We start from the raw sequence: 25524 nt of genomic DNA, 5'->3' as shown, positions 1-25524 counted from the left end.
TGGCGGGAGAGGTATCGCTTGAGGCACCGACGGATCTAACGCTTGCTTTTGCCTTCGGCGGTTCGTCGTTCGTGTCTAGCTCTTGCACACCTCCCCCGAGACAATGGTCCACATGGTCAACCGCTACCAACCATTGTCGGATCGCCAGATGGAGGTCCTGAAGTGAGCATTCCAGAGGTGAAGCGATGCAAGGCCATCATCATCGAAGCGGCTGCGCCTCACGACTGGTGCCTGAAACCGGTCTGATAGCGCGCTTCCGAACAGCTTCGAACATAACAACTGACGTCACGCCGGCTTGAACCGGGAGGCTACCGACTCGCGCGTCCTCGCCACATCTACGTCGCCGGCTGTCTGCTCCATAAGCACTTTGGCCAACCGTTTCGGCCAAAGCACGTGAACGCCACGAGTCGAGAACGCGCCCCCGATCAGGGGCCATTCGGCTTCGACGAAGCACAGCACCCCGGTGACCGGCACATCCCCGACGAGGTCGCGCACTACGTCGACCTGTTTGAGCGCCCCATCGACCAGTTTCGTGCAATCACGCCGACCCACGAGGAGCTTCTCGACGCGTGGGCGAATGATGCCACCCTCGATCTTCAGTTCAGGCCGTCCCTTGTACCGCTTGGCATCGATCACCCAGATCCCTTTGCGGGTTATAGCGATATGGTCGATGTTCGCCTTCGAACCGGGGATGCGTCGGTCGTGAAGGACAGCGAAGCCATCGGTGGCCAGGGCGTTTAGCCGGGCGCCGAGGCGTTCCTCACCGATCGCACCCTGGTCCCAGGCCTTGGTGCTTTGCCGCTCGTCAGAGAGGGCGACCGCGAGGCCACCGAAGCGACCCCATTTCTCGCGAAGCCTTTCCTCGTCCTTCGCCTTGCGGCGCTCATATTCGCGTCGGGCGGACGACCCTGCTACTCCGGACTCATTGGCCGTCAACTCATCATCAGCTCGTTCCAGGTCGGTGGACGTGGTTTCCGTAGTCTCGGTGGCACACTCCAAGCAGCGGACGGTCTTCGTCTCGCTCTCATAGATCGCTTCTGACCCCGCCGGAAGAGAGGCACCGCACAACCGACACGCTCCGGCGTACCGGAGCCTCATCTGCTTCATGAAGATGCACTTTGCATCACCGGCACGGACCCGGTCTGCTTGTAGATCACGACGGTTAGACCGCGGATGAGCTTTGCCATGGCTCAATCCTCACCCACGGCAGGAACTTCTTCCGGGCGCGCCGCGCGTACGGTGTGCCAAAGACCACGCCATGACAACACCCATCAGCTAATTGTTGCAATCACCGCAAGAACCCAAGGATCGGCTAACGGAACACTCGAGGCAAACGGTCATTTCTAGCGTTTCCCGGCCACGCCCTACACTCAGGAAAAAGTAGATAAACAGTCGTCTGCGCCGGTCGACACGTTGCTCTGATGTGGGTTGACTGACCGCATTCGTCGGACGATTACGGCAGGATTACCTTCGTGGAGACCTTCAAGCGAACGCCGCTTCAGCTGTTCAACCTGCCACAGCATTTCGTGATCCCGTTATTTCAGCGGCCCTACGTCTGGAAGGAGGATGAGCAGTGGGAACCGCTGTGGAAGGATATTCGCAGAGTGGCGGAGCTGCGCATCAGTGAGCCGCACCTCGCACCCCAGCACTTCCTGGGAGCCGTGGTGCTCCAGGCGCATGAAGCCGAGAGCGCACGGCTCACCACCTGGAATGTCATTGACGGCCAGCAGCGACTGACGACGTTACAGCTGCTCGCCGACGCGACGTGCGCGATCTTCGCGCAGGCTGGGCTTTCGAAGTACGCCAGCCAGCTCGAAGGCCTGACGCACAACTCCGAGAGCTTCATCGAGGACGATGAAAGCCCGCTCAAGGTTCGGCACCTCAACAACGATCATGATGCCTTTCTCGAAGTGATGACAGCCGAGCCACCTGTCGACCACTCGGACCTCAAACACCACGAGTCGCGGATCGTCCATGCGCATCGGTATTTCACCACCGCTGTCACCCAATGGCTTGGGAACCCTGGAACAGACGTCTTCACGACGAGGGCCAAAGAACTCGCCCGCGTCCTGCTCGAGGATCTGCAGCTCGTGACCATCGAGCTCAAGGCCTCGGAGAACTCACAGGAGATCTTCGAGACGCTCAACGCCCGCGGGACTCCGCTGACGGCGTCGGATCTGATCCGGAACTTTGTGTTCCAGCGGCTTGAAGCTGAAGGCGGAGACACCAAGAAGGCCTACCGCGAGGACTGGCCCTTCGAGGCCAGGTTCTGGACGAAGGAGGTCAGCGTCGGTCGCTACTTCGTGACTCGAAGCTCGCTCTTCTTCAACCAGTGGTTGATCTCTCGCACCGGTGAGGAGATCAGCCCGCAGTCGACGTTCACCAGATTCAAGTCGTACGTCGAGCTCACAGCCCGGCACAAGATGGTTGACCTGCTCGCCGTGATCAAGCAGCAAGCTGCGCTATATGAGACGTGGACGGAAGCCTCGCTCAGGCCTGACGGCAACCTCGACGCTGTCGAGATGGCGTTCCACCGCATGAATGCCGCTGGCATAGAGCTTCTCAAGCCACTCATGCTCTGGCTATACGAACCCGGGAGGGATCTTCCGCAGCAAGTAATCGATGCCGTGATCGGTGCCGCCGAGAGCTGGGTCATCCGTCGGCAGCTCCTTCGCATCACGGGCTCCGATCTCGGCCGTATCGTCGCCGAACTCATCAACGTCAACTCCGACGCCGCGGCCAGCGAACTGGTCGAGCGCGTCACCGGGTACCTTACCCGTCTCAATGTCTCCAGCACGTATTGGCCTGGGGACGACGAGATCAGGGTGGCGCTCAAGGATGAGCCCGCCTACCGCCGCTACCCGCGCCCTCGCCTGCGCATGTTCCTTGAGGCGATCGAGAATTGCTACCGCGCCGAAACCAAGCAGGCCCAGGTCGTGCGAGCCGGGCTTCCGATCGAGCACATCCTTCCTCAGATGTGGCAGGAGAACTGGCCGGTTGAGACTCCCGAGGAACAGCAGGATCGTCAAGCTCATGTGCACCGCCTCGGCAACCTGACGCTCCTGACCGGCCCCCTCAACTCGAAGGTCTCCAATGGCCCGTGGCTGGCTAAACGCGACGCGATGCTCAAGCACAACACGATCAGTCTGACGGGGCGCGTGGTCGCGGATACCGAAGGAGAAGCGTGGCGTGAATCGCTCATTGACCACCGGACAGAGGTCCTGGTCGAAACGCTTCTCAGGGTATGGCCTGTCCCTGAGGGACACAAAGGCCAGGTAGTTGACCCCCAGGCCAAGGCGGAAGATTGGGTCCAGCTCAAGCATCTGATTGCCGCTGGTCTCCTTTCCCCAGGCGACAAGCTCATCGCCACGCACCGCGACTTCAAGGGCGTCGAAGCGCTAGTAAGGTCGGACGGATCGATCGAGCTTGATGGCAAGCGTTTCACCGCCCCGTCATCGGCCGGCCACCACCTGCGCAAGAAGGCCACAAACGGCTGGTACTTCTGGGCTGTAGCGGACGGGCGTCGGCTGCGGGACCTTCGCGCGCAATTCCAGAGCATCTCAACTTCAGTACCGGCTGACGCAGAGTACTGAGTCGGATTATGAAAATGGTCTTCACCAACTCTGTCAGGGCCGATTCCGCCGAACTACCGTTCGGCGGCGTCAAGCCCTCTGGATTCGGTCGTAAATTCGGACGCCACGGACTCGACGAGTTTGCCACTAGGAGACCCATTCGCCCGGGGTTTCTATTCGCCATACCGACCTCGAATAACCGATCTAAACCTGCGGATGCCACGGACCGGTGGGTACCCTTAGAGGGCTGAAATCGCAGAGTCTGCGAACTCCGAGCGCGATTGAGGGGTCTCCCTGCCGAGCACCGCCGCAGTAAGCAATTACGCCGGCCTCGCCGTGTGGTGTGTGAAGTATGCCGGTACCGCGCAGCTCATGGTCGTTACCGTCTGGTGTGGATGGACAAAGACCTGGCTCGCCGTGGGTTTAGTCTCTTTCGACTATTGATGCACTCGTCACGACCGCGCCGGTTCCTAGGAATTACGCTCAAGTGATGACTTTCGGATAACATCCAGGTTGTCACTGGCCGCTTGCGATGCAAGCTTGGGGGAAGAAGTATTAAATGAAGAAGTCCTTTGTCGTGCTCGCATGCACGTCGGTTGCTATTGCGCTCAGCGCATGCTCTGGAACAACGGCGGCAAGCAACCAGTCGGAAAGCACGGTTACACCGAAACCGAGCCAGTCGGCTCCGGCTTCAGCTCCGAAGAGTGAGTCATCCTTCAAGGACGGCGTCCTCACCACTTCGAAATTGAAGATCGCTATCACGGACCACAAAGTCATCCCAGTAGGGGCAGCAGGCAACGAGTACGGGAAGAAACCCGTTATCGCCTTCTGGTACCAGACCACAAATCTGAGTGACAAAGAGGTAAGCCCGATGGACTTCATCTTTGACATCACGGCGTACCAAGACAACAACCCGAACAGGGAAAACAAACTCAACGTTGGTTCCCTTCCAGATCCGCGCTTCCTTGACAGTCAAACCGCGAAAATCAAGAAGGGCGGAACCGTTGAAAACGCGATCGCCTATGAGCTTGATGATGTGACTACTCCGGTGGACCTCGTCGCGTCGGAGAAACTCGGCATGGACAAGATCGGCAAGGTCACCTTCACGTTGAAGTAGGTCCGGTTCGTCACGGATCGACCAACACTGCAATGTATGAAGAGCGCCCATCCTCCCGGATGAAGCGCTCTTCCATTGTTCCGGTTCCAAGACAGGCCGGACGCCGTCGTCGAGGTGATCGCGGAGGCTAAGTTCCGACCGCAGGACTACGTCGAATGGGCCTCGGAAAGGGATGGCGACGACGCGAATCGCTGGCCTTGGGTCAACCGGACCAAGCCGCGCTTGGTCCCGCCGTCCCTCATCGAACTCAAGATAGATGAACTTCGGAAACGCGGCCAGGCACCTCGAAAGAGTCATGTCCGGCTGGACCCTGAGGAGTTCATCGCAGGTGTCAGAGCACTCGCTCAAATGCCGATGGAGTGATCCTCTGGCCATAGGGCGGAGCATCCGATCCGTATGGGGTGCGTGCACTTCGTGTTTCAGGATGAGGTGTGTCGAGGATGGGAGACAGGTGGTTCGTTTCTTTTCCGTCAGGCGGCGGTGGGACTTTATGTTGAATGGAGCATTTAGCCGGTCGCGGTGCCGTCGTCGTGGAAGCTCGAGGGTGGCCTCCTCTGCAGCTCCACGGCCGGTCTTGCTGGCTGAACGGTCTCGTAATTGTCCCCGTATAACAATGGGCATCCACTTATGACGATATGCATCCGCCATGCACACCGCGCACTTGAGGAAACTGCTGGGCTGTAGGGCGGAGAACTGTGCCTTGGAGCTCTCGGACAGACTGGACGCATGAATCTTTCGCTCAATGACGCACAGCTTCTCGTACTTCAATGGGTCGCCGAGGGCGGTGACCTCGAAAACCCACCCAACGACACCTTCAAGACGAGCGCAGTCGCACTCGACAGCCGTGGCCTCGTCGCTCTCGACAAACGGCGTGGCCGCTGGAGTATCGCGATCACCGATACGGGGACGTTCTATCTGGAGCACGGACATCATCCCAAGGCGGAGGCATCAACGCCAAAGGAGCCGGCACGGCAGAAGCCTGAGCGGAAAGGGCGCTTCGTAAAAGAGGTGACTACCGATGTGAACTCTGATCAGAACGCCGAGCCTGAGACACCGGCCAAGCCCGAGCGTATCGTCAAGGACGAGACGATCCCGATGCCGGATCAGGTCCGGCGTCCCCACAAGGCGTTGAGGGAGATCATCGACCACAAGGCTCGTCTCGACGTCCAGACGGGGCAGCGGCAGCGCGCACTACTCATCCTGCACGCGCTTGCCCAGGAAGCAACCCGCCGCGGGTGGGACGTGATCGCGACCCCCTCGACCTTCGAGGTAGATCAATGGACCGGCCGTCGGGCCCGTGTATACCCTGGCCCGGATCTCCTTTCAATCGATGCCGGAGACGCCCCGGCCGCGATACGCCTGAAGATGCAGCAAAAACGCGTTGCTCATGTACCGACCGAGAAGGAGCTCGCAGACAAAGCCCGCAACAATTGGCAAAGCTATCCGAAGTACGACTACGTTCCGACCGAACGCATGCGGCTCGAGATCCGGGCGAGCTCCTACGAGGTGCTTACCCTCGATGACACTGTCGCCACCCGCATCGAAGACAAGCTCCTGCGTGCCATCGAGAAGGTCGAGCAGATGTCTGTCGACGCCAGGAAAGCTGCTGAACGCCGACGCCAGATGGACATCGAACGACTCGAAGAGCAGCGCCGCGCTCAGGAACTCCGGAACCGCGCGGCTCGATACGGCAGTTGGCTCAAGACGCTTGAACAGCTCCGGGACGAGTTCGTACGGCACCGTGAGCTAGCGGAGGTAGTCGCTGGCCTGCGCGAAGCAGTCGAGCAGCGCGGAACCAAGCATGAATATGCCGAGATCCTCGGCGAGTACCTCGAGTGGTCAAAGACCCACCTCGAAGAATCCGATCCGTTCCGCCGTATCTTGCTACCTCAAGGCGAACGCCCCGACCTGAGCTTCGACGAATGGAGAGATTGGAAACGACAGCATCCTCAGAACTGGTGAACAGCCAAGACAGTCAGGGAAACTTCCCTCGACGCCGAATAGCGACCCGATGTGCGTGATCACAGGCCCGGATCATTCACATTAGCCGCGCGCCGGGCGAAGCTACGGGAGAGATCACTCCTTGTTATCCAAAGAGTGCAGATCGGACGCGTTGCCCTCGGGGTCGGTAGCTAGTTCAGCATTTGGACAGCTGAGCTTTGGATTAGAGCCGGTCAAGTATCTCACCCTTCTTAGCGTCGTACTCTTCCTGGGTGATGTGACCTGCCTCCAAGAGCGATGCGAGCCTTTCGATCTGCTTGAGCGGGTCAGCTTCGACAATCTGCGGAGCTGCACCAGTGGGCGGGGCGGCTATGGCGGCGCGAATAGCATCCGCCAAAGCTTCAAAATCCTTCGTATCCTTCTTTGCGAACAGGATTGCGTTTTCGTCCTTGGCAATATCAGTGTTTCGTGACACACCGGAGAGAGTCGCCGCTCGGTAGCCCCTGGCGTTCTCACCGATGATTGAGAGCTGGATGTATCCAAGAAACATCGAGGTGGCTGGCTTGAACTGCACAGCGCCAATACTCCTGATCGGAATTGATTTCTTACCTCCGCCGAAGCCGTGAGTGGCTTTGGCCGTGAAGCCCTCATGGGTGATCGTGACGAACGCTCCGTCGAAGAACATCTGGCCGCTGCGCCCTTTTGCTGAGATCTCCATGGTTCCTCCCTAGCGATGAAGCAATTGCTTTAGGCATAACCTAGCCCCTTCGGAAGACAAAAAACGAGAATCCCCCCTTGGCGTCGCAGTTTGGTTGCTTTGCCGGATGGGGGTAGAGGGTCTAACCTGCCAGTTCCATCCCCTATAGTCCTCACTATGACGACCAGCCCAACTTCAGCAGACCTGGCAGTGATGGCCGCACGAGCGCCAGAGCTAGCCACAGCCCGGAATCTACGAAGCTTCAATGCTCTCTACATGAACGTCGCGGAGGTAATCATCGACGACGACAGCGTTGGTATCGAAGAGGCCATAGATATTGCCGTGATTACGGGAGCACCGTTCATCTCGCTCGATCTGGAAGTTTTCGATTCTGCAGAACTGCTCGATGAGGATGCGCCGTACGGTGACCCGAACGACTCAGCTGCGGCCAGGAAACGCGACCGCCTGATCAAGAGCGCGGGCAAGCACAACGGTGAACCTGAACGGCTTTGGCTGCGATGGGCGGCTAACGGCCTGACTTACGGCTGGACCACCGACACGCCCGATTGGCGACAAAAACTGACGGCCGAGATTGATAAAGCCAATCTTGAAGTACAGCTGGAATCGTCCGCACAAAGCAAGGCACAAGAAGTAGCGTCCGAAGCACTGATCAACTTCCTCGCCGAATCACCGGAGTTCCGGGCCGCGCCGGTGCGGAAACGCAAGAGTTTGGGTCTCGCGCTGATAGCCGGCAGTGAGCACGAGACTGACGATTGGACGGCTGAACGAGCCATCGCCCGCGCGGCGCTCCAAGTTGAGAGGGTGGCCCTTCAAGTTGAACGATCCCTGGCTCCTGAACTGGACGAAGTCGCTGCGGAGCTATGGCAAAAGCACGCTTGGCAAATGGCGACTACGAACACAAAGCGCCAAGAGGTTGCAAACGACTTTCTTATTAAGAGGTCGGGTGGCTACATGCTCAGTGCAACGTTTAGCAAGGCTCTCGTAGACACGACCAAGAAACTCGATGAGACAAACATCGAGATTATCCGCAGGTGATAACCTTGATTTATGGCACAGAAAATAGTCACACTTTTGGAAGATGACCTGGATGGCTCTACGGCCGATGAAACCGTACTGTTCGGACTGGATGGCGTGGAATACGTTATCGACCTCAATACGGCCCATGCAAACGAACTGCGTGAATCTGTGAGCAAATTCACGGCAGCTGCCCGCAAAGTGGGGCGAGTGAAGACGCCTCCACGCCGGGCTACTGCTATCGGCACCGACACTAAGGCTATCCGCGCTTGGGCGATTGAGAATGGTATTCCGATCAACAGTCGGGGCCGCATTCAGGCCGACGTAATCGAGCGCTACAAAGCCGCTCACTAGGGAGGACGTCGACCGGGAAACTCGTGGACGTCTAGCTGGCACCGGCTGTAATTTGAGCGTATGGGGGCGGAAATGACTATTCAACAAAAGAGATCAGGGACTGAAGAAATTAGCTTCAGTCCCTGATTCGTTTAATTTACCTCCAGATTCTGCCGGTAACAGGATCAGGGTATGAAGGTTATTTGTAAGCATTAGGCCGCAGGAGTGCTAGCTACGTCACCAGCGCTCGTCCGGACGTCCATATCTCCCCCTGATTCAGTCATGGCGTTCGCACCCATAGTCGTCCATCGTCGTGGGTCGGTAACTTGCATAAGTCTGCCGGAATTGCGACGACGTCACGAAGCGGTGGCCCTGTTCTTGTCGGAACTCCAAGTTAGCGTTAAGCCCCATCTCACCATCGGGCCAAGCGTCAGTGTCATCGGTCGTCTCCCTGGGTCTCTTTCGGCGCAGCTGCTCGGGCGAGCCATCGTCGCAGACGATCCGATTGGGACTCGTCACGTGACCGTGTCCTCATCATCCAAGGACCAGGGCTCCGAAGTCGTCGCGAAAACTGTCCACCTTATCGCTCAACTCACTCTCTGGACCGTACTGGTAGCTGACCATGCGGATACTGCTGCCTTCAGTTCGGTTGTAGAAGTAGCTGGTGTACTGGGCGCTGCTCGGAGCTGCTCTAAGCTGCACAAATTGCCCAAGACGCAACGGCGACTGCGAACCGTCCCTCGCCAAGTACAGCTCACCGTCCAGCATGACGTCGCCGACGTTGAAATCTCTGGAGGCGAAAGGAGATCTGGTCCCCACCGCAACCTCCGCCGACTGCACTATTCCGTTGTGGCCACGCTTGGCGCTGCCTGCTCGAACGAGGAGAAGCTGCGCCCAGACGTTACCGAGGAGGAGACGCAGGTCTCTGAGGTCAGAGACGAGTGAAACGACCTGCGCTCTCCAGTCATCATCCGACGTATATCCGCTGTGACCGAGCCATCGGTTCCGCTTGAAGTTCAGTTCCTTGAACTTCTGAACGACGTCCTTCGAGATCAGGCGCTCTATCCCGGTCGACGTAAGGTCGCCGAAGGCCCTGCGGACGCGCGCGATCTCGTCGGCATTTTCGGTTTCGAGGGCTCGGCGGAAATCCTTGGAAGTCTTCTCGATAATGACTACCCACGTACCGAAGGAGGCGCGCTCAATGCCCAGGTGCTGTTCTTGCAGCGTTCGGCGAATCGCGGCTTCGACCTCGCTGCTGCTGCCAGGATCGCTTCGGCTGGCCGAGAGCAGAACTGTCGCGTGGAAGGTGACGATGGCTTCCCAGGCGTGGAGGTATGCGCGCTGCTGCTCTCCGGGCGACGATGCGGTGGCAGCAGTCCACAGCGCTGAAGCGATGGGGAACGGCAGTTGGTCCAGCCAGGAATCGAGTGAGTCGTCGAACGCTTGTGCGATTCGGTGCACCACCTCTTCCGCACTCTCGGGAGCGGCCCAGATGCCTGCGCGTTGGCTACTCAGTTCAGCCTGGAACGAGCCAAGCTGTTCGTCTGCCGATGCAATCGCGAGCTGTGTACTGTGGTCCGGCGCGGGAATGATGAGCTCGTCGGCCCAACGCATCAAAGAATTGGAGTCTGACCTCAGCGCCTTCAGATGCATTCCAGAACTACTGGCTTCGATCGCTCGACGCCGGCTCAAGACGCCCTCCTCCGAGTTCAGCCATGCCGTTAAGAAGCTCGGCTGGACGAGTTCGCTGTTGAGCTGGATCGCGAGAAGCCGCCCGCGGGACTCTGTGTCAGACAGCTCCGCTGATACCTTGCCAGCTCGGGTGGTCGGGATGAAGATCTGCCCTTCGGGCCCGCCGGCAACCCCGTCCTTGGTGGCTTCAGGTTCCCTTGTAAGAAGGCTGCTCAGACGGACACAGGGCCAACCTTTGGCATCCATATCCTTCAGCAGTTCACGTGAGTCGTCCCCAAAGATGTGGCCGGGGTTCAGGTCCATGATCTCGCGGGACGCCTCGTCTACTGACACTCCGGAATCAGGGCCGTATCGAGACTCCAGCAGATGATCGTCGATCGCCGTGTCGTTGTACGTCGTGAGACGCCACGAGAGCTGGCGGCCCTCGCTGGTCAGCCGTGAGAGCCGCGCCTCGCGGCGGATGAACTGACGGACACTGATGCTGCGGTTGCGCGGCCCGGGCTTCCCCGTCCGCAACCCGAATTCGAGCTCGCTGAAGGCGGAAACCGGCATCGAACGGTGTCCGCGCTCAGTCGTGAACTGGGCCTGAAGATCAGCGATCTTCGCCTTGCCCTGGTCGACCTCGCGCACTTTGTTCGTGAAGGTCAGGAGATACAAGGGTGTGGAGGTGTTCGGCGCGAGGCCCTCGGGCAGCCGCGTGACCGACTCAAGCAGTCCGGCCCCCACGATCTTCTGCCTTACGGCGGCGCTTTCGCCTCCTGCGCTCAGCGCACCGGGGTTGACCAGAGCTGCGACCCGCCCGCCACCTTCGGCGATCGGGCGCAGCTTTTCGAGAGCCAGGGAGATGAAGAGCCACGTGCTGTCGGTGCGCTGCGGAATGCCGAAACCGAATGCACCCGATTCTTGACGAGCGGCCACGGCAGCCGCTGAACTCGTCCAGTTCATGCCCCACGGCGCATCGACGATCACTAGATCGGCTTCGAAGTCCCCGAATTGATCGTGCGCCAGAGTGTTACCGACGGCGAGTTCGGCGTCGGTAACGGCTTCGAATCGACGCCGGCTCGCCGCGACCGCGGCTTCGCTGATGTCCTGGCCGCGAAAGCGGACATGCACCCCGGTCGACTCAAGCGCGGCGGTTAGCATGAACCCGGCAAAGCCCGAGCCGACCGCTGGGTCCCAGATGTCGATGGATCTGAGACTAGGGTCTAGTCGGCTGAGGCTCCCGATAGCAAGCGCACGCGCCAAGGACAGACTCGTGGTTTGCGTGTTATAGAGGTCGCCCTCGACCTTCGTGTCTTTCAGAAGATCGAGAGCCGCCTGAACTGCTGGATGGTGAGCTTTCATCACGACTAGTAGTTCTCCCGCACGTACTGATAGGTTCGGTCGAATAGATCTCCCTTGATCGGGAGCCCGTAATTTTTCAGCACCGCGCGCAGCTCCCGTCGAACAGACTTGTCGCCCGAGTCGCTCGAAGTCCACCCGGTGTAGGCGACCTCGTGAACGATCGCGTCGATGCGGTCCACGATCTCCGGCACGATCTGATGCAGCCCCGGTGGGGTACTCTCCTCGACAATCTGCGTGAGCACGCCGCGCTTCGGGTCGGCGAGTCGCTCGAGTGTCTCTTCGTCGCCCTCCTCTGCCGCACGATCAGCGGCGACGACGTCCTGTGCGATCTTGAGGGCCTCCTCTAGGAACGCCAAAGAGTCCTCGACGTTCTCGATCGCCTTGGTTCGGAGCTTCTCGATCCGCTCGGCGAGTGACTTGTACACCGGGCTCTCGCTCTCCGCGAGACGGCGGTGGAGTCGCGCCTCGATCGAGTCGAGCACCTGCTGGTAGACGTCGATCTGCTGGTCCCCCGATGGCTCGGCCGTGGGCAGCCGTAGCTGCTCAGCGATGCGCTTCACCAGCGCGAGCCCCGCTGCGTCAAGGGTCACGGTTCTGGACGCCATCGACTTCACGGCGACCTCGTTCATGTGGCCGTGGATCAACTCAGTGGTCTTCGCGCCGAGACGAGCCCACAGGAAAGCCTTGGAGACGTCCTTCGGCCGAATCGACTCGTACACCTTCGCCAGCCAGAGGTACTGCTGTTTGAAGGGCAGTAGCATCGGGTGCGGATCGAGGAACTCCCAAACGGTCTGCAGGGCGACGTAGCCTTCCACAAATTCAGTGCGCTGCGCGCTGCCGTCGGGGATCCGCTCGTGCGCTGTCGCGAGCGACTCGAACGATGCGTCCGTGGTGTCGATGCCCGCGAAAAGATGTAGGAGCTTCGTGAGGTCCGAGACAAACTTTCCCGCCAGCTTGGAGGCGTCAACGACATTCAGGTCGTCGTCTTCGTCCACGCCCGCCTTGGGGCCGGCGATCGCAATGCCGATGGCCTTGGCGAGGCCGATGTAGTCGACCACGCGGCCGTAGTCCTTGCGCTGTCCGGTTATCGGGTTCTTCCAGGGTCGGTTGGGTCGCGTAATCGTCTGGAAGAGGTTCGCCTCTTTGGCCGGTTTGTCGAGATAGAGCACCCCTTCGATGGGTGCGTTGAAGCCGGTCATCCATTTGGCGGTGACCACGACAAACGACATCGGGTCGTCCACCTTCTTGAACCGACGCTTCAGGGCCTCTTCCTGCTCGGACGTGAGAAGGTACTTCCGGTACTCCTTCGGAGTGTCCTTGCTGTCGGCAACATGCATCACCACACCCACCTCGCGGAGCCGACCGTCGGGCATGACCGGGCCACGGCGCTCGAGTTCCGCCTCGATGGCGCGCGCGTACGCGATGACCAGCTTCTGGTTGTACGCGACGACCTGTGCCTTCTGGCCGAGTTGCGCTACGTAGGCCAGGAAGTGGTCGACGATGTCGGCGCACACGGCGGCGACGCGGTCCGGGTTGGAGAGGATCGTCTCGATGTGGGACGCCTTGCCAGACAGGTAGACTTTCTCCTCCTCGTCCAGGTCCTCCTCGACGGCCAGCTCGTCGAAGGCCTCGTCGAGCGCCTCCTTGTCCAGGCTGAAGCCCACCGAGCGACCTTCGACGATGACCGGCTTGGTGAACCCGTCGGCGATCGACTGCTCCGGTGTGTATCGCGACATGACAAAGTCCGGATCCGACGGGTCACCGAAGAGCTTGAAGGTCGAGCGGTCCTTGTCCTGGATCGCGGTGCCAGTCGCGCCGAAGAACTTTGCGTTCGGAACAGCCGCGCGCCACGCGTCCCCGAACTTTCCCTCTTGGGATCGGTGCGCCTCATCGACGAGGACGATGATGTTCGACCGGTCATTCAGGTGCCCTGCCTCGGCGAACTTGTGGACCGTCGTGATGATGACGCCAGGTTCACCGCTCCGCAGCAGCGCGCGAAGTTCCTGCCTGTCGTGAGGCACCGTCATGCGCGGCATCCCGGCGGTCTCGAACATCTCCGCGGTCTGCCGAACGAGATCTTTGCGGTCGGCGATGACGATTACGGTCGGCGCGCCGCCGAACTTCTCAAGGACGGCGTCGTCCCTCAGGAGGCGGGCCGCGGCGAACGCCATGAGCTCCGTCTTGCCCGAGCCCTGATGATGCCAGATCAAGCCACCAGGGCGATCGGCGAGCACTTTGGCGTGGATCGCGAGTGCGGCCTCGAACTGCGGATACCGTGGGAGAAACTTGACGTCGGTTTCGGAGGCGTCCCGTGCGTGACGGAACATCACCAGGTCCTTGAGGATCGGTAGGATCGTCTCCGGCCGCAGCAGCAGCCGAGCGGCGCGCTCGACACGAGCTGGCCCGGTGACCACCCTGGGGTCGTCCTCCGTCGAGCCCCACGGAGCCCAGATGTCGGAGTCAGGATCCGGAAACGCGCGGACAGGGGCCATGCGAAGCTCGAGGCCCTCCGTTGCGACATTGAAAACGTTGGTCGCGAAGAAATTCGGGTACTCCTCCTCATAGACGTCGTGGATGTCTTTCGCCGCGTTCACCCAGGACACCTGGTGCTTCACCGGAGTCTTCGTTTCCGCGACGACGAGCGGAAACCCGTTGACGTAGTAGACCACGTCGAACCGACGTGCCTTCACCGCGCCCGCGATCCTGACCTCGTCGGCCACGGTGAAGCGGTTGTTATCGAGGACCTCAAAGTCGATCAGCCGGCGAGGCACATGCTCGCCGTCGATAGACGTGAACGAGTGATCGCCACGGAGCATTACCGTCAGCCGCTCGTTGGCGGAAGCGAGTCCGTTCTGGGCATCCAGCACCGTCTGGTTGACCTCGTGAAGCACCAGCTCCGCGGACTCGGGACTGTCGACTAACTCGGGATTCAACGCGAGCAGCGCCTCACGCGCCCAGCCCTCGACGATGACGTCGTGGTCGTCACGCGGCAGCTCGTCACCGGGGATGTGCTCCCATCCGGCTTCTTCGGCCCACTCAAGCAAGGAGCGCTGGATGGTGCTGGCTTCGGTCCATCCCATGTCAGGCTGTCCTCTCAAGGAAGGAGTCGTACGACTCAGGGATCTCGATCTCCTGGTTCAGGAGCGTAGTCAGGAGGGCGGAGCCGAAGGTGCGGAGATGAGCAAGCTCTGCTTTGAGTGCGCGGATGGCGTCAATCAACGAGTCACACTTCGTTATGTAGGCCTCCTGCGCTGTGATCGTGTCGGGAATAGGAACCCTGATAGCCCCGAAGCCTTTCTTGTTGATCTTCTGCATAGAAGAGCTCGTGCCTGACGCCGAAGCCGTGATACGGGACCTCATTTCGGCAGATGACAACAGATGCGCCAGGTAGGAGGCTAGACACCGTGACTCGTCTGGACGGATTCGCCAAATCAGATCAGGGAGGTAGGTGTCTGGCGGCACATCAAAGGCGACTGCAACATAGCCGACGCGCTCGGGTGTATTCGATCGCGTGATCAGCAGATCTCCCTCGTCCACAAGGTGAGTCTTCGTGTACCCAGAAGGATCATCGAGTCTCTTTGCTTCGTTGGCATCGAACTGGCCGAGCTGCACTGCACTCAACTTCAGGACTCGTGCCTTGCCATGTATCGGTGCCTCCCCCTTGGTCTGAACGCTCTTACCACTGTCGATGCCGTCTACTACTGATGCGATAGGCACTTCCTCGGCCTCAGGCACATCGGCACGAAGGGCGTCGAGTATTCGTGTCGCCGCAACGACCTCGGCCCCCAGCGCCTCGATCTGCGCGTCCACCGCGGCCATGACGTCGACAATGCGGCGCTGGTCAGCGAGAGGAGGAATCGACACAGATGCCGCCTGGAACACAGGACGCGTCGTTCGTCGTCGACGCTGAATCGAGCCCACCGCGGTGCTATCGAAGTAGGGCGTGAGCAATCCACTCTTGAGAAGCAAGCCCCAATAGCGGCCATCCTGATCTGGCCGAGCCCGGTAGATCGGGTAGATCGGCGACGTGACACCTGGCGCTCTGCGCAGCCACTGCCCAACGGCACCGGTCCACAGCAGATACGGATTCCAGGCGATGTCGAGCGGCTGGACGACCTTATAGTTGGTGGTGTCGTCCGTCGCGATGCGCTTCTTGAAGACCTCTGCCTGCGGGACGATCCCACGACCCTCTGTGACTGACAGAACGAGGGAGATGGACTCATCCGTGTTCCGGACATCCACCTCCACGAGAACGTCATTGAGCGTCCCCTTCCCCCATTCACTCACCAGGCACCTCGAAAATGCTCAGGTCGATCCCTGCCGCCACCAGGCCCTCGAACATCGCCTTTTCGGTCTCGATCCGTCTCTGCCGAGCGTCAGCGTATGCGACGAGCGCGGTGCCGAGGTCGGCGGTCTCCTCGGCTGCGACCTTAATGTATCGGCCGATGTTCAGGTCGAAGCCGTTCTCCTCGATCTCCTCGAACGGCACGAGACGGACCTCCGAACCGTCCTCGCCGTCGGGGGCCTCACCGGTGCGGTAGGCATTAACAAGTGCCTTGACGTGGTGCTCAGCCATTACGTTCTGGTTCTTACCCTTGTCAAACCGCGCCGAGCCGTCGATGAAGAGTACATGGTCCTTGTGTTCGGGGCTTTTCTGGTCACGGAAGATCAGCAGGCATGCAGGGATCGAGGTCGAATAGAACAGGTTCGGTGGCAAACCGACCACAGCTTCTAGGAGGTCTTTCTCGATCAGGCACTGCCGGATCTTTGCCTCTGCACCACCACGGAACAGCACCCCGTGAGGCATAACTACGCCGACTCGACCGGTGCCAGGGTTCATCGACGAGACCATGTGTTGCACGAAGGCTAGGTCGCCGTTCTTCGCCGGCGGCACACCACAGATCGCACGTGGATCGGACGCCCAACGCTCGGCTCCCCAGTTCGACAGCGAGAATGGCGGATTGGCGATCACGGCGTCGAACTGGCGCACTGCACCGCTGGTGTCCTTGAATGCTGGCGCACGAAGCGTGTCCCCGCGCTTGATGTCGAAGTCCTCGATCTCGTGCAGGAACAGGTTCATCCGGGCGATCGAGGATGTCGTCAGGTTGATCTCCTGGCCGTATACCCGCAATGTGCGGTGGTCCATACCCGCGTCGCGCAGCTGATTGATGGTAGCGACGAGCATCCCGCCAGAGCCGCAGGTCGGGTCGTAGACGGACTCGCCCGGTTCCGGCTGGAGGATCGCGACCAGCAGGTTCACCACTGCACGGGGCGTGAAGAACTCCCCCGCCTTTTTCCCGGACTCGTCGGCGAAGTTCTTCAGCAGGTACTCGTAGCCCGCGCCAAGCAGGTCGTGGGAGACAGTCGACGGATCGAGGCGGATCTGGTTGAACGCCTTGATGAGCCCCAGCAGCGCCGACTCGGGAATGCGTTCCTTGTTGCCCCACGACGCGTCGCCGAACACCCCTGCGAGTGAGCGCGGGTTGGCCTTCTCGATCCGCTGGAACGTTCGGGCGATCTCGGCACCGAGGTTCTTGACCTTCGTCGTGGTCTCCGACCACAGTGTGCCCTCCGGCATCTCGAACCGATGGAAGTCGGCCTCAATCTCGTCGTCGAGGTCGTCACCGTACTCGTCGAGCGCGGCGTCGTGCTCGTGCACCCAAGTGTCCGAGACCCACTTCCAGAAGAGCATGGGAAAAACGTATGTCTTGAAGTCGGCCGGATCGACAGGGCCGCGCAGTGCATTGGCTGCGTCCCACAGACGGGACTCGAGCTCCTGCTGGGTGATTGTCACTAAGTTGATGCCTTTGCTCGTTGCTGATAGGTCATGTCCGACGTCAAGCGGACATGACAAGGTGAGCGCTGAACGATTCGCCCAGCTATATCTCTCCTACGAATCGTAGTCGTGGGCTGGGACATTGCCTGGCAACCGGCGACCGGGGGACGCACCAGATTATCTCGAAGGGACTGATGCTCTGTGGCTCGAGTCCAGTTCTTCGCTGGAGCGGGGCGTGAGACCCGGGCTGTCGCCCTTCGCGGCGTTCCGTGAATGCAGCGACCTGCGCGACCAGGAGCAGCCTCTCGTGGTCAACGCCTGGTGATCGGGATTCACTGACGAGAGCCGTCGTCTTTTCCCGTCGGAGATCAGCATCGCCGAGGACCAGGTCAGCGAGTACCTCTGGGTCCAGATGGTGGTCGAGCCCGATCCCGAGGACGACGAAGCGGTGTCGATACGCCGGTGTTTTTGCGGAGAGCGGCCATGAACGAGGGCCGAGCCGCCATCAGCTTGAGGCCTTCGGCTGGCGCTACTTGAGGGCAACGCGCGGCGCATCAATGATGGAGGGCCCGCACACTCCTGGCAGCCGCAGACCTCGGCACCAGCGAGGACGGCTTGAAGGCCCTCCTTGATCAGTTCAACGAGGAGCTCGCGGCCCACCAGCCAGCGGACGGCGGCAGATCTCCTGAGCAGTGCGGGCAACCAGAAGATCATCGTGACCCACTCGCCGTACATCGACCGCCCAGGTCGACGGGCGATCCCGGCGGTGCTGATCGCAGATAGTCTTGGTACAGCGCGACGCCTGTTCGTCGTAGGCGTCGGAGAGGCCAACGTCAGTGGTCTCGAGGACCTGCTCCCAGTTGAATCCCACAGGAACGACTTTATCGTTCAGCCGTACTCGCGGAGGATCTTGGCGACACGAGCAGTGAGCTCGTCGGCCCTGGCGAGAATCCTCCGCTCTTCCTCCCGCGATATCTTGCGGCTCGGGCTGATCTGGCCGATCGGGCGCGGCTGGGGCACCGGGGCCGGGACCGGCTCGGGCCCTTCGAGCACCAAGCTCATGGCGCTGATGACCGCGGACAGCGAGGAGGGGTGCATCGAGGAGTAGGAGTCGATCCAGCCCCAGCGGTCGACGGCGGGCAGCATGCCGACGCAGAGGTGCCAGTCGGGGCTGGCGTCGGGCAGCAGATGCCTGTGCTCCCCACCCGCCTCGTCGCGGCGGTGGCCCAGGGCGCGGACGGCCCCCTGTGACCATCCGTTGTAGGTACCGACTACTTCAAGCCAAGACCACACGGCGCATGCAGGGCATGACTGTGGATCGGGGGCGATGCCGATGCGTGGGCGCAGCTGTTTCATCCCGTCGTGGCGAAGCCCTAGTGCGCCCGCCCGGTCCAGACCCAGTCCCCCGTGCCTGGGCGGCGCGATCAGTACCGCGGCGAAGAGCATCCGCCGCAGGCGCAGACGGAACACCCAGTGGGTCGCGGGGTCCTGGACATGGACGGTGGCGCGCTTCACGAGCCGGCGGAGCGATTCGGGGTCGTCCCAATGGGCGCGGGGCCAGGCCGGGGCGACGACCGGTTTCGGACTGATCATTCTGCGCAGCGACGCCAGTACAGCTTGGGAGGCTCCGGCCTGTCGGGAGAACAAAGCGAGGGCTGCGGCGTCGACCCGTTCGGCGGGCTTGCCCGCGACAGAGCACCAGTCGGTCCAGAGGTCGGGCAAGGCAGTCGTCACCCTCTTGATTGTCCCACCGGGTGCTGGGCGCGCTACTGATTATTGGCTGCATAAATCAGCTTCCGCATGCATGGGCATGCACTCGGAGTGAGCAACTCGACAACCATCGCGTCACGCGAGGGCAAACCTCGTCCATGCCCTGATAAGAGCCCTTATCAGGGACCCGCTATTAATTTGCCCTCGTCTTCTGCACACTGGAGTGATGGGTGGTTCACCAGTACGACTGGCAGCAGTGGAGGCTCCGGATGCGGTTCTCGAGCCGGAGATCAATGATGAGCTGCGGGAGCTCGAGGCTGTCTCACTGGATTTGGAAACACACACTCTCTCGGCCAATACGCGTCGCGCCTATGAATCGGCGTGGCGGTCCTTCGAGGAGTTCTGCGATGCGCACAGTTTGGAACCGCTCCCGGCACATCCGGAGACCGTGCGGTGGTACGTCGCTTGGATGTCGATGCAGCTGGACGAGCACGGTCTCCCCCGATTCTCCGTCGCGACGATCCGCCAGCGCCTCGCTGGTGTTGCGGACCGGCATCTGCGCGACGGAGTGCTCGATCCAACCGGTCACCGTGGCGTGAGCGGCCTGGTTCGCGGCCTGGCGAAACTGCGTGCCGTGCGGCCGGAACGGAAGCGACCGTTGCTTCTGGACGACGTCTTGCGAATCATCGGCTCGATGGAGCACGACGTATATCCTGCCGGCGTCTCGGCCGCACGAGACACATTGGCGATCTGGCTTGGCTTCGCCGGCGCGCTTCGTCGCAGTGAAGCTGCAGGGCTTCAGCTGAACAGCGTCGCACTGCACCGGCTCGATGGCGTGCATGTTCACGTCGGTGCATCGAAGGCCGATCAGGACAACACTCTGCCCGACGTCGTTGTGCTGCCCTATGGCGAGACACCGTCGACGTGTGCACCGTGTGCGGTGCATCGCTGGGTCGCGCTTAAGAACGCAGTCGATCGTCGGCAGACCATGACGCTGCTGTTCGCCTACCAGCTTGAAGAGCACGTGTGCGGAAAGGCCGGAACCGGCCCAGGGCTCATCAGCAGCGCAGATCTGATGTCAGATGCTCCCTTGCTGAGGGCGACCTATAGAAACCGCAAGAGTGCCCGGATCCACGAGCAAAGTGTCACCGGCGATGCGTTGCATACGATGTTGCTCGCGCGGATGGCAGAGGCCGGGATGAATCCCTCGGCGTACGGGTTTCACTCGCTGCGTGCGGGGCACGTGACGCAGGCCAGGCGCAACGGTGCGAGCACCGAAGAAATCATGCGCGCCGGTCGCTGGCGGAAGGCCGAGACTGTGAACGTCTACGATCGCGAGTTCAACCCCGCGGCACGCAACAGCGTTATGCGTCTCGGGCTCTGAAGCCCCGGAGCACACGGCCCTCGAAGTCAGGCCTTGTCGTCCTGCTGTTCGGCATGCTCGGCGGTGGCTTCAGGGTGCAGCAACTTGTAACCGCCGGTGAGCGACTGAACGATCCGGGTGAGCCGTCCGATCTCCTGACGCGTCTGCTCCCATTGATGGTGGGCGGCCGCAAGATCGGCCAGATACCGCTGCAGGAGCGCTTCACTCTCCTCAGCGTCGTTGTCGACGACGAGTGAGGAAAGAGGCACCTCCAGGATTGTGGCCATGGCTACGGCTTCGTCGAGGCGAACGGACCGGGTCTGCTGCTCGATCCGTGTGATCGCCGTCGGGTCTACGTTCGCGCCAAGGATGGTAGCCATCCGGCGCGCCAGCTCGACCTGGCTCATAGCCTGTCGTTCGCGCTCTGCTCGTAGGCGGCGGGCGAAGATGTCGGACGGCAGTGCATTCATGTCGGGGTCCTCATGGCTCGGTCTCAGGCGGTCGACGCAATTGCGCATCTGCGCGCAGCGCACGATACCGGCACGGGTCTGCGGTATCCACAGTGATTGTATGCGCCAGATTTGCCTCGTTTTTGAGGGAAAACGGCGACTCGCACACGAATGGCGAGCAAAGTCCTGTCTCGCGCGTCAGTGAATCGTCAGACCTAGTGGCGCGATAGAGACCACGGAGGAATCCTTGCCGGCATCAGGGACCAGCGTACCGAGCGTGTCAGTACATCCTGTCGAGTCGCCTGCAGGGCAAGTCCGGCAAGGGTGCGCGATAGCTCGCAACCATTCGATAGCGATTCGAGTGGATGAATAGTTCATGAGTCGATAGACTATTCATGTAGGAGCCTTCAATGAGTCCGCGCGCCCGCCGGATTGTAGACCGAAAGACGAGGGGACAAGCAATGAATCGAATCTACGAGGCCGCGACCATGTCGCTGGTTCACGCAGAATCCACTCTCCCGGGTGACGTGACCGCAGCCTGGGACATCAAGAACCTTCTGACCAACGCCAAGACCTGGATTCAGACCGTGGGTGGTCTGCTCCTGATGTTGCTCGGCGTGGCAGGCCTGATCTGGGGCGGCGTGCTCCTGGTCAAGAAGCTCATGGGCAACCAGCAGTCGGGTGGCCAGCATGGCTGGGGTCAGATCCTGCTGCTCATCCTTGTCGGCGGCGCGTTGGGCACCGGCGGCTGGACGCTCATCAGCACGGTCGGTTCGGGCGGCCAGACCACGATCGAGCAGCTCGGCAACGGCGGCACCATCATCGTCCAGCCGTGGGGAGACGCGACGAATACCGGCGGGATCCCGGGGCTTCCCGGCTCCCCCGCACGCTGACCGTAGAACGCGACCACAGGACCGGGCGGCCTGGGCGATCCGCCCTGCCGACCCGGTCCTTCGCGTCGGCACAGCTCACGTTCCCATCGGCAGACAGATGAAGACACAGGACACAGACCATGAGTATCAAGGACCGACTCACCACGTTCACGAAGACTTTCAAGCTCGACTCGCACCACGCCATCGAACGCTTCGGCCTCTTCTTCGGCGTGCTCTCGCTCGCCGGGCTGCTCGTGCTGACGACCTCTGGCGCTTCCGCGTTCGTGGCCGGGCGTGCGCAGCTGGCCGACACGGCGTTGTGGACGCCTACCTTCACCACCTCCAAGACGCAGCTCAAGGGCAACGTTGATGGGGTCTACACGAACCAGCTGAAGAACAAGACGCTGGTGATGATGCACTTCGACGACCGGGCGAAGATCAGCTACAACGCTTCCGACTACCAGGCGTTCCTGCTGGGCTCGAACGAGCAGCTCAAGTCGGAGAAGCTGGCGACCTCGGGGGTCTCCGGCTCGTTCTACGTCTTCGGATCGACCGGATACGTGGGAGTGCTGCTCGAGGCGAAGCAGCCGTTCGAGCAGCAGGTGCTGAACCTCACGCTGAGGGCGAAGGCCGAGCTCACGTTCAGCCAGCAGCAGGCCTCCGGTGCGCGCAATGAAGATGTAGTCGGCGATGCGTCGTTCGCCAAGTTCGACCAGTGGCGGGTCTTCATCAACCCGGGCGCGACCGGGACGAAGCCTCTGGCCACGCTTGATGCTGCGAACTTCGATCCGGCGCGGGCCTTCTACGAGATTGCACTCAAGAGCAAGGAGAACGCCGCCCGTACGGCGCTGGACACCAAGCTCGCCGAAATGCGTACGAATCTGACGCAGATCTCCTCGTACACGGACGATCTGGCCACGACCAAGGTCGACGGCCTGTTCCTGCGCCCGCCGACCGTGCCGACGATCGTTGCAGGCGATGAGATCTCCGGGCACCGTGCGTCGGAGACCAAAGACAAGACGTCGACGCTGGCGCTTTATGCCAAGAACGTCGTGCGGGGCGGGTTCAACTTCGACTGGCGCTCGGGGAACGTATACGACGGCTACCTGGACGGGATCGTGCCAAAGGGCAAGAGCTACATCGAGTTCCTGCAGGCCAAGGCCGCGGAGACCCAGGGTACGAACGCCAGCGCGTCCAACGGGATCAACGACATCCAGTGGACGCTCTCGAACGGCAAGAGCCTGACGAAGGACTACCGGACCTCGGATGTGACCATGCGCCCGCTCACCACCGCGATGAACAACCTCTCACAGGCGTACCAGGACTACGCGACGAACAAGGCGCAGTACCAGGGGTCGCTGCTGCTCGAGCTGCTGAAGCTCGACGTCGATCTGAAGGACGTGCGCTCGAACAGCACGACCAATACCGGCGAGGGCTTCCTCACCACCTACCGCTGATCTGACGCGACCGCCGAAAGCAAGGGATGCCGCGGTTGCGCGATGAGCGCGGCGGCATCCCCATCTACGAGAAGGAAGAAGGAGACATGGACGAGAAGCCGAAGCTTTCGAAGCGCGGTCCGGACGCAGATGCGTCACGGGCGTCCGCTTCGCCGGGGCCCGCTGGTGCGAGCCCTGGTGCGGCTGGCGGTGTGGCAGACAAAACCGGTGACGTGAAGAGTCAGGTCGTGGGTTCTGCCGCCGAGGCGGCTGCGAACAAGCTCATCGGCGACCGGTTGAACGGTAATCAGAAGCGTTTCGTGGTCGCAGCCGCACGGGGTGCGGCCGAAGGCGCGACCCAGGGCGGCGGAGCCGGTGCAGCGGTAGGCGCAGGTGTCGGTGCGGCCAAAGAAGCCGGCCCGCAGGCGCAGGAGAAGAAGAACGGTGGAAAGCCTGACGATGAGAAGTCGAAAGGCGACGCCAAGTCTGCGAACGAGCAGGATCAGAAGCCTGACGAGAAGCAGCTCGGGGCGGGCGGTACCAGTTACGCGCGGGACCAGAACAAAAACGCCGACGCCGAGGCAGATCACAAGAAGAGTGGTATCGGGAAGACGGCCGCCGGTGCCGGCGGTGCGGTGGCAGCACCGAACGCCGCGTTCTTCGCCACGCTGTTGCTGTTCCTGAACTGGCTGAAGTCTTTCTTCTTCGCGCTGCTTGCGAAGGCGCTGACCCTTCTGCAGATGTTCCTGGCCTGGGCCGCAAGCATCGGCGGGGCGGTCTGGAATTTCTTCACTGCACCATTCCAGGCGGCCGGCGCGGCGGTGGCGAACGCGATCGCCTTCGTCACAGGCGGAGCGGCGATCTCGACGTCGGTTGCGGCAGCGGGTGTCGCGGCCGTCTCGGGTCTCACTATCCTCGGGCTCCTGGCGGGCATCATCGGCATGTTCAGCGTCAACGTGGCAGCGTATAACGCACCTCAGGCTGCAGACTGCCGCCCGGCATCGCACGGTAACGCCATCCCGATCGGAAATCGTGGTCCGACCGACGCGAACGTGCAGAAGATGGCGAAGACGGTCCATTCGACGCTGAAGTCCGCGGGAATGTCGGACGTGAACATCTCTGGCATTCTCGGCAACTGGGACCAGGAGTCGGGAATCGACCCGACCAGTGTGCAGACCTTTCCAACGCGCACCTACACGATGACGGCCGAGAAGCAGTCCGCTGCGACGAACGTCAGCAACGGCATTGGGCTGGGCCAGTGGACCTCCGGCCGGAACACCCTGCTGCGCAACTACGCCACGGCGAAGGGCGCGGACTGGTGGGACATCAAGCTGCAGCTGACGTTCATGTTCGACAAGAACGGTGACAACGCAAGTGACGTCGAGGTGGTTCAGGGCATGATCTCGACGCCGCAGCCGACCCCCGGGGCAGCGGCGAAGTACTACCACGACAAGTGGGAGCGCTCGGCCGACAACTCCACCGCGCAGCGTGAGGCGAATGCCGACAAGTGGTTCGGCATCATCAGCGGCTGGAGCGTGAATCAGAGCCTGGTCGTCGCGATCGACAAGGGCGGCGACTTCATCAAGGACGCGACGAAGATCATCAGCACGTTCCTCGGCGGCAACGCCTGCCAGGCGAACGCATCACGTGTCGGAAGCATCACCCCGAAGAGCGGAGGCATGACCCAGGATGAGGCTCAGAAGCTCGTCGACCTCTACAACCAGGAGGGCGACAAGTGGCTTGACGAGAAGTACGGCCCCACTGGTGGCCCTGGCTCGTGCGGCGACAATCACGCGGAGAACTGCGTGTCGTTCTCGAACTACTTCCTGAACAAGTACACGACCTTCACTCAGTACGCCTGGGGCGACGGCATCGACACCGCCGGATACGTGGCCAAGACCACCGGGAAGAAGCTCAGCTCGACGCCGACACCGTATTCGGTGGGCTCGGGTCCGGGCACCAGTTCTGCCGGACACACGCTCGTGGTGCTCGGCGTCCAGGGTGACAAGGTCATTCTCGGCGAGGCAGGGTACTGCGCCTTCATGGGCCGGGTGCGCGTCGACAGTGCAGCCGCGATGGCCGCCGAAGGGTGGCAGTTCGTGGATATGTCCGATGCGATGCTGCCCGACGGCCAGGTGAATCCGCCCCGGCCGACGACGTAGCAGGTAGGCGATGGTCCGGTGACCC

The 25524-nt window shown here is 61.3% G+C and carries 20 protein-coding genes; 11 read left to right on the top strand and 9 right to left on the bottom strand.

The window, feature by feature from the left end; genetic code table 11:
* Nucleotides 1-285: 285 nt before the first annotated feature.
* Nucleotides 286-1107 carry a nuclease-related domain-containing protein gene (locus tag QRN59_RS10490; RefSeq protein WP_284982452.1) on the bottom strand — a complete coding sequence of 274 codons (822 nt, stop codon included), beginning with the start codon at nt 1105-1107 and terminating at the stop codon, nt 286-288.
* Nucleotides 1108-1472: 365 nt separating this feature from the next.
* Here QRN59_RS10490 and QRN59_RS10485 point away from each other — a divergent pair, with 365 nt between their 5' ends.
* From QRN59_RS10485 to QRN59_RS10465, 5 genes are all read left to right on the top strand, one after another.
* Complete coding sequence (locus tag QRN59_RS10485; protein ID WP_284982451.1) at nt 1473-3593, top strand: GmrSD restriction endonuclease domain-containing protein; 2121 nt, start codon at nt 1473-1475, stop codon at nt 3591-3593.
* An 8-nt stretch (nt 3594-3601) separates the two neighbouring features.
* Nucleotides 3602-3823 carry an aldehyde dehydrogenase family protein gene (locus QRN59_RS10480; protein ID WP_350225229.1) on the top strand — a complete coding sequence of 74 codons (222 nt, stop codon included), beginning with the start codon at nt 3602-3604 and terminating at the stop codon, nt 3821-3823.
* 308 nt (nt 3824-4131) lie between these two features.
* Nucleotides 4132-4689, top strand: a complete 558-nt coding sequence (locus QRN59_RS10475) for a DUF5067 domain-containing protein (RefSeq protein ID WP_284982450.1) — start codon at nt 4132-4134, stop codon at nt 4687-4689.
* Between the two features lie 75 nt (nt 4690-4764).
* Nucleotides 4765-5052 (top strand): hypothetical protein, encoded by a 288-nt coding sequence (locus QRN59_RS10470; RefSeq protein ID WP_284982449.1) that lies wholly within the window; start codon nt 4765-4767, stop codon nt 5050-5052.
* Nucleotides 5053-5415: 363 nt separating this feature from the next.
* Entirely contained in the window at nt 5416-6651 is a 1236-nt protein-coding gene (locus QRN59_RS10465; RefSeq protein WP_284982448.1) for a hypothetical protein, read from the top strand.
* Nucleotides 6652-6853: 202 nt separating this feature from the next.
* On the opposite strand, the gene QRN59_RS10460 is transcribed toward QRN59_RS10465, so the two are convergent.
* A complete protein-coding gene (locus tag QRN59_RS10460) occupies nt 6854-7348 on the bottom strand; it encodes a DUF4429 domain-containing protein (protein WP_284982447.1) in 495 nt (164 codons plus the stop codon).
* Nucleotides 7349-7603: 255 nt separating this feature from the next.
* Here QRN59_RS10460 and QRN59_RS10455 point away from each other — a divergent pair, with 255 nt between their 5' ends.
* Both QRN59_RS10455 and QRN59_RS10450 read left to right on the top strand, forming a co-directional pair.
* Nucleotides 7604-8383 (top strand): hypothetical protein, encoded by a 780-nt coding sequence (locus QRN59_RS10455; protein ID WP_284982446.1) that lies wholly within the window; start codon nt 7604-7606, stop codon nt 8381-8383.
* A gap of 12 nt (nt 8384-8395) precedes the next feature.
* Nucleotides 8396-8716: a histone-like nucleoid-structuring protein Lsr2 gene (locus tag QRN59_RS10450; protein WP_284982445.1), complete on the top strand. Its 321-nt coding sequence runs from the start codon at nt 8396-8398 to the stop codon at nt 8714-8716.
* Between the two features lie 513 nt (nt 8717-9229).
* Here the strand turns inward: QRN59_RS10450 and QRN59_RS10445 are convergent.
* The 6 genes from QRN59_RS10445 to QRN59_RS10420 all read right to left on the bottom strand — a co-directional run bounded on the left by QRN59_RS10445 (nt 9230) and on the right by QRN59_RS10420 (nt 19241).
* Nucleotides 9230-11731, bottom strand: coding sequence for an HsdM family class I SAM-dependent methyltransferase (locus QRN59_RS10445; protein ID WP_284982444.1), 2502 nt, complete (start codon nt 11729-11731; stop codon nt 9230-9232).
* A 5-nt stretch (nt 11732-11736) separates the two neighbouring features.
* Nucleotides 11737-14811: a type I restriction endonuclease subunit R gene (locus tag QRN59_RS10440; protein ID WP_284982443.1), complete on the bottom strand. Its 3075-nt coding sequence runs from the start codon at nt 14809-14811 to the stop codon at nt 11737-11739.
* A gap of 1 nt (nt 14812) precedes the next feature.
* Nucleotides 14813-16018 carry a restriction endonuclease subunit S gene (locus QRN59_RS10435; RefSeq protein WP_284982442.1) on the bottom strand — a complete coding sequence of 402 codons (1206 nt, stop codon included), beginning with the start codon at nt 16016-16018 and terminating at the stop codon, nt 14813-14815.
* Nucleotides 16011-17525 (bottom strand): type I restriction-modification system subunit M, encoded by a 1515-nt coding sequence (locus tag QRN59_RS10430; RefSeq protein ID WP_284982441.1) that lies wholly within the window; start codon nt 17523-17525, stop codon nt 16011-16013. Before QRN59_RS10430 ends, QRN59_RS10435 begins: the two co-directional genes overlap by 8 nt.
* Nucleotides 17526-17684: 159 nt before the next feature.
* Nucleotides 17685-18242 (bottom strand): hypothetical protein, encoded by a 558-nt coding sequence (locus QRN59_RS10425; RefSeq protein WP_284982440.1) that lies wholly within the window; start codon nt 18240-18242, stop codon nt 17685-17687.
* A 153-nt stretch (nt 18243-18395) separates the two neighbouring features.
* Nucleotides 18396-19241: a hypothetical protein gene (locus tag QRN59_RS10420; protein ID WP_284982439.1), complete on the bottom strand. Its 846-nt coding sequence runs from the start codon at nt 19239-19241 to the stop codon at nt 18396-18398.
* Between the two features lie 202 nt (nt 19242-19443).
* Here QRN59_RS10420 and QRN59_RS10415 point away from each other — a divergent pair, with 202 nt between their 5' ends.
* On the top strand, nt 19444-20601 hold the full coding sequence (locus tag QRN59_RS10415) for a hypothetical protein (protein WP_284982438.1): 1158 nt from the start codon (nt 19444-19446) through the stop codon (nt 20599-20601).
* A 26-nt stretch (nt 20602-20627) separates the two neighbouring features.
* Here the strand turns inward: QRN59_RS10415 and QRN59_RS10410 are convergent, their stop codons facing one another.
* On the bottom strand, nt 20628-21050 hold the full coding sequence (locus QRN59_RS10410; RefSeq protein WP_284982437.1) for a helix-turn-helix domain-containing protein: 423 nt from the start codon (nt 21048-21050) through the stop codon (nt 20628-20630).
* A 440-nt stretch (nt 21051-21490) separates the two neighbouring features.
* Between QRN59_RS10410 and QRN59_RS10405 the strand changes: the two genes are divergently transcribed.
* The 3 genes from QRN59_RS10405 (at nt 21491) to QRN59_RS10395 (ending at nt 25499) form a co-directional block, all read left to right on the top strand.
* Entirely contained in the window at nt 21491-21922 is a 432-nt protein-coding gene (locus QRN59_RS10405; protein ID WP_284982436.1) for a hypothetical protein, read from the top strand.
* Nucleotides 21923-22041: 119 nt separating this feature from the next.
* Complete coding sequence (locus QRN59_RS10400; protein ID WP_284982435.1) at nt 22042-23358, top strand: hypothetical protein; 1317 nt, start codon at nt 22042-22044, stop codon at nt 23356-23358.
* Between the two features lie 26 nt (nt 23359-23384).
* Nucleotides 23385-25499 (top strand): phage tail tip lysozyme, encoded by a 2115-nt coding sequence (locus tag QRN59_RS10395; RefSeq protein ID WP_284982434.1) that lies wholly within the window; start codon nt 23385-23387, stop codon nt 25497-25499.
* Nucleotides 25500-25524 lie beyond the last annotated feature (25 nt).

Origin of the sequence: Arthrobacter sp. efr-133-TYG-118, assembly GCF_030209755.1 — a bacterium.
Taxonomy (GTDB): Bacteria; Actinomycetota; Actinomycetes; order Actinomycetales; family Micrococcaceae; genus Arthrobacter.
Note: the sequence above shows the minus strand (reverse complement) of the source record. Positions and strands in the feature narration are given on the sequence as shown.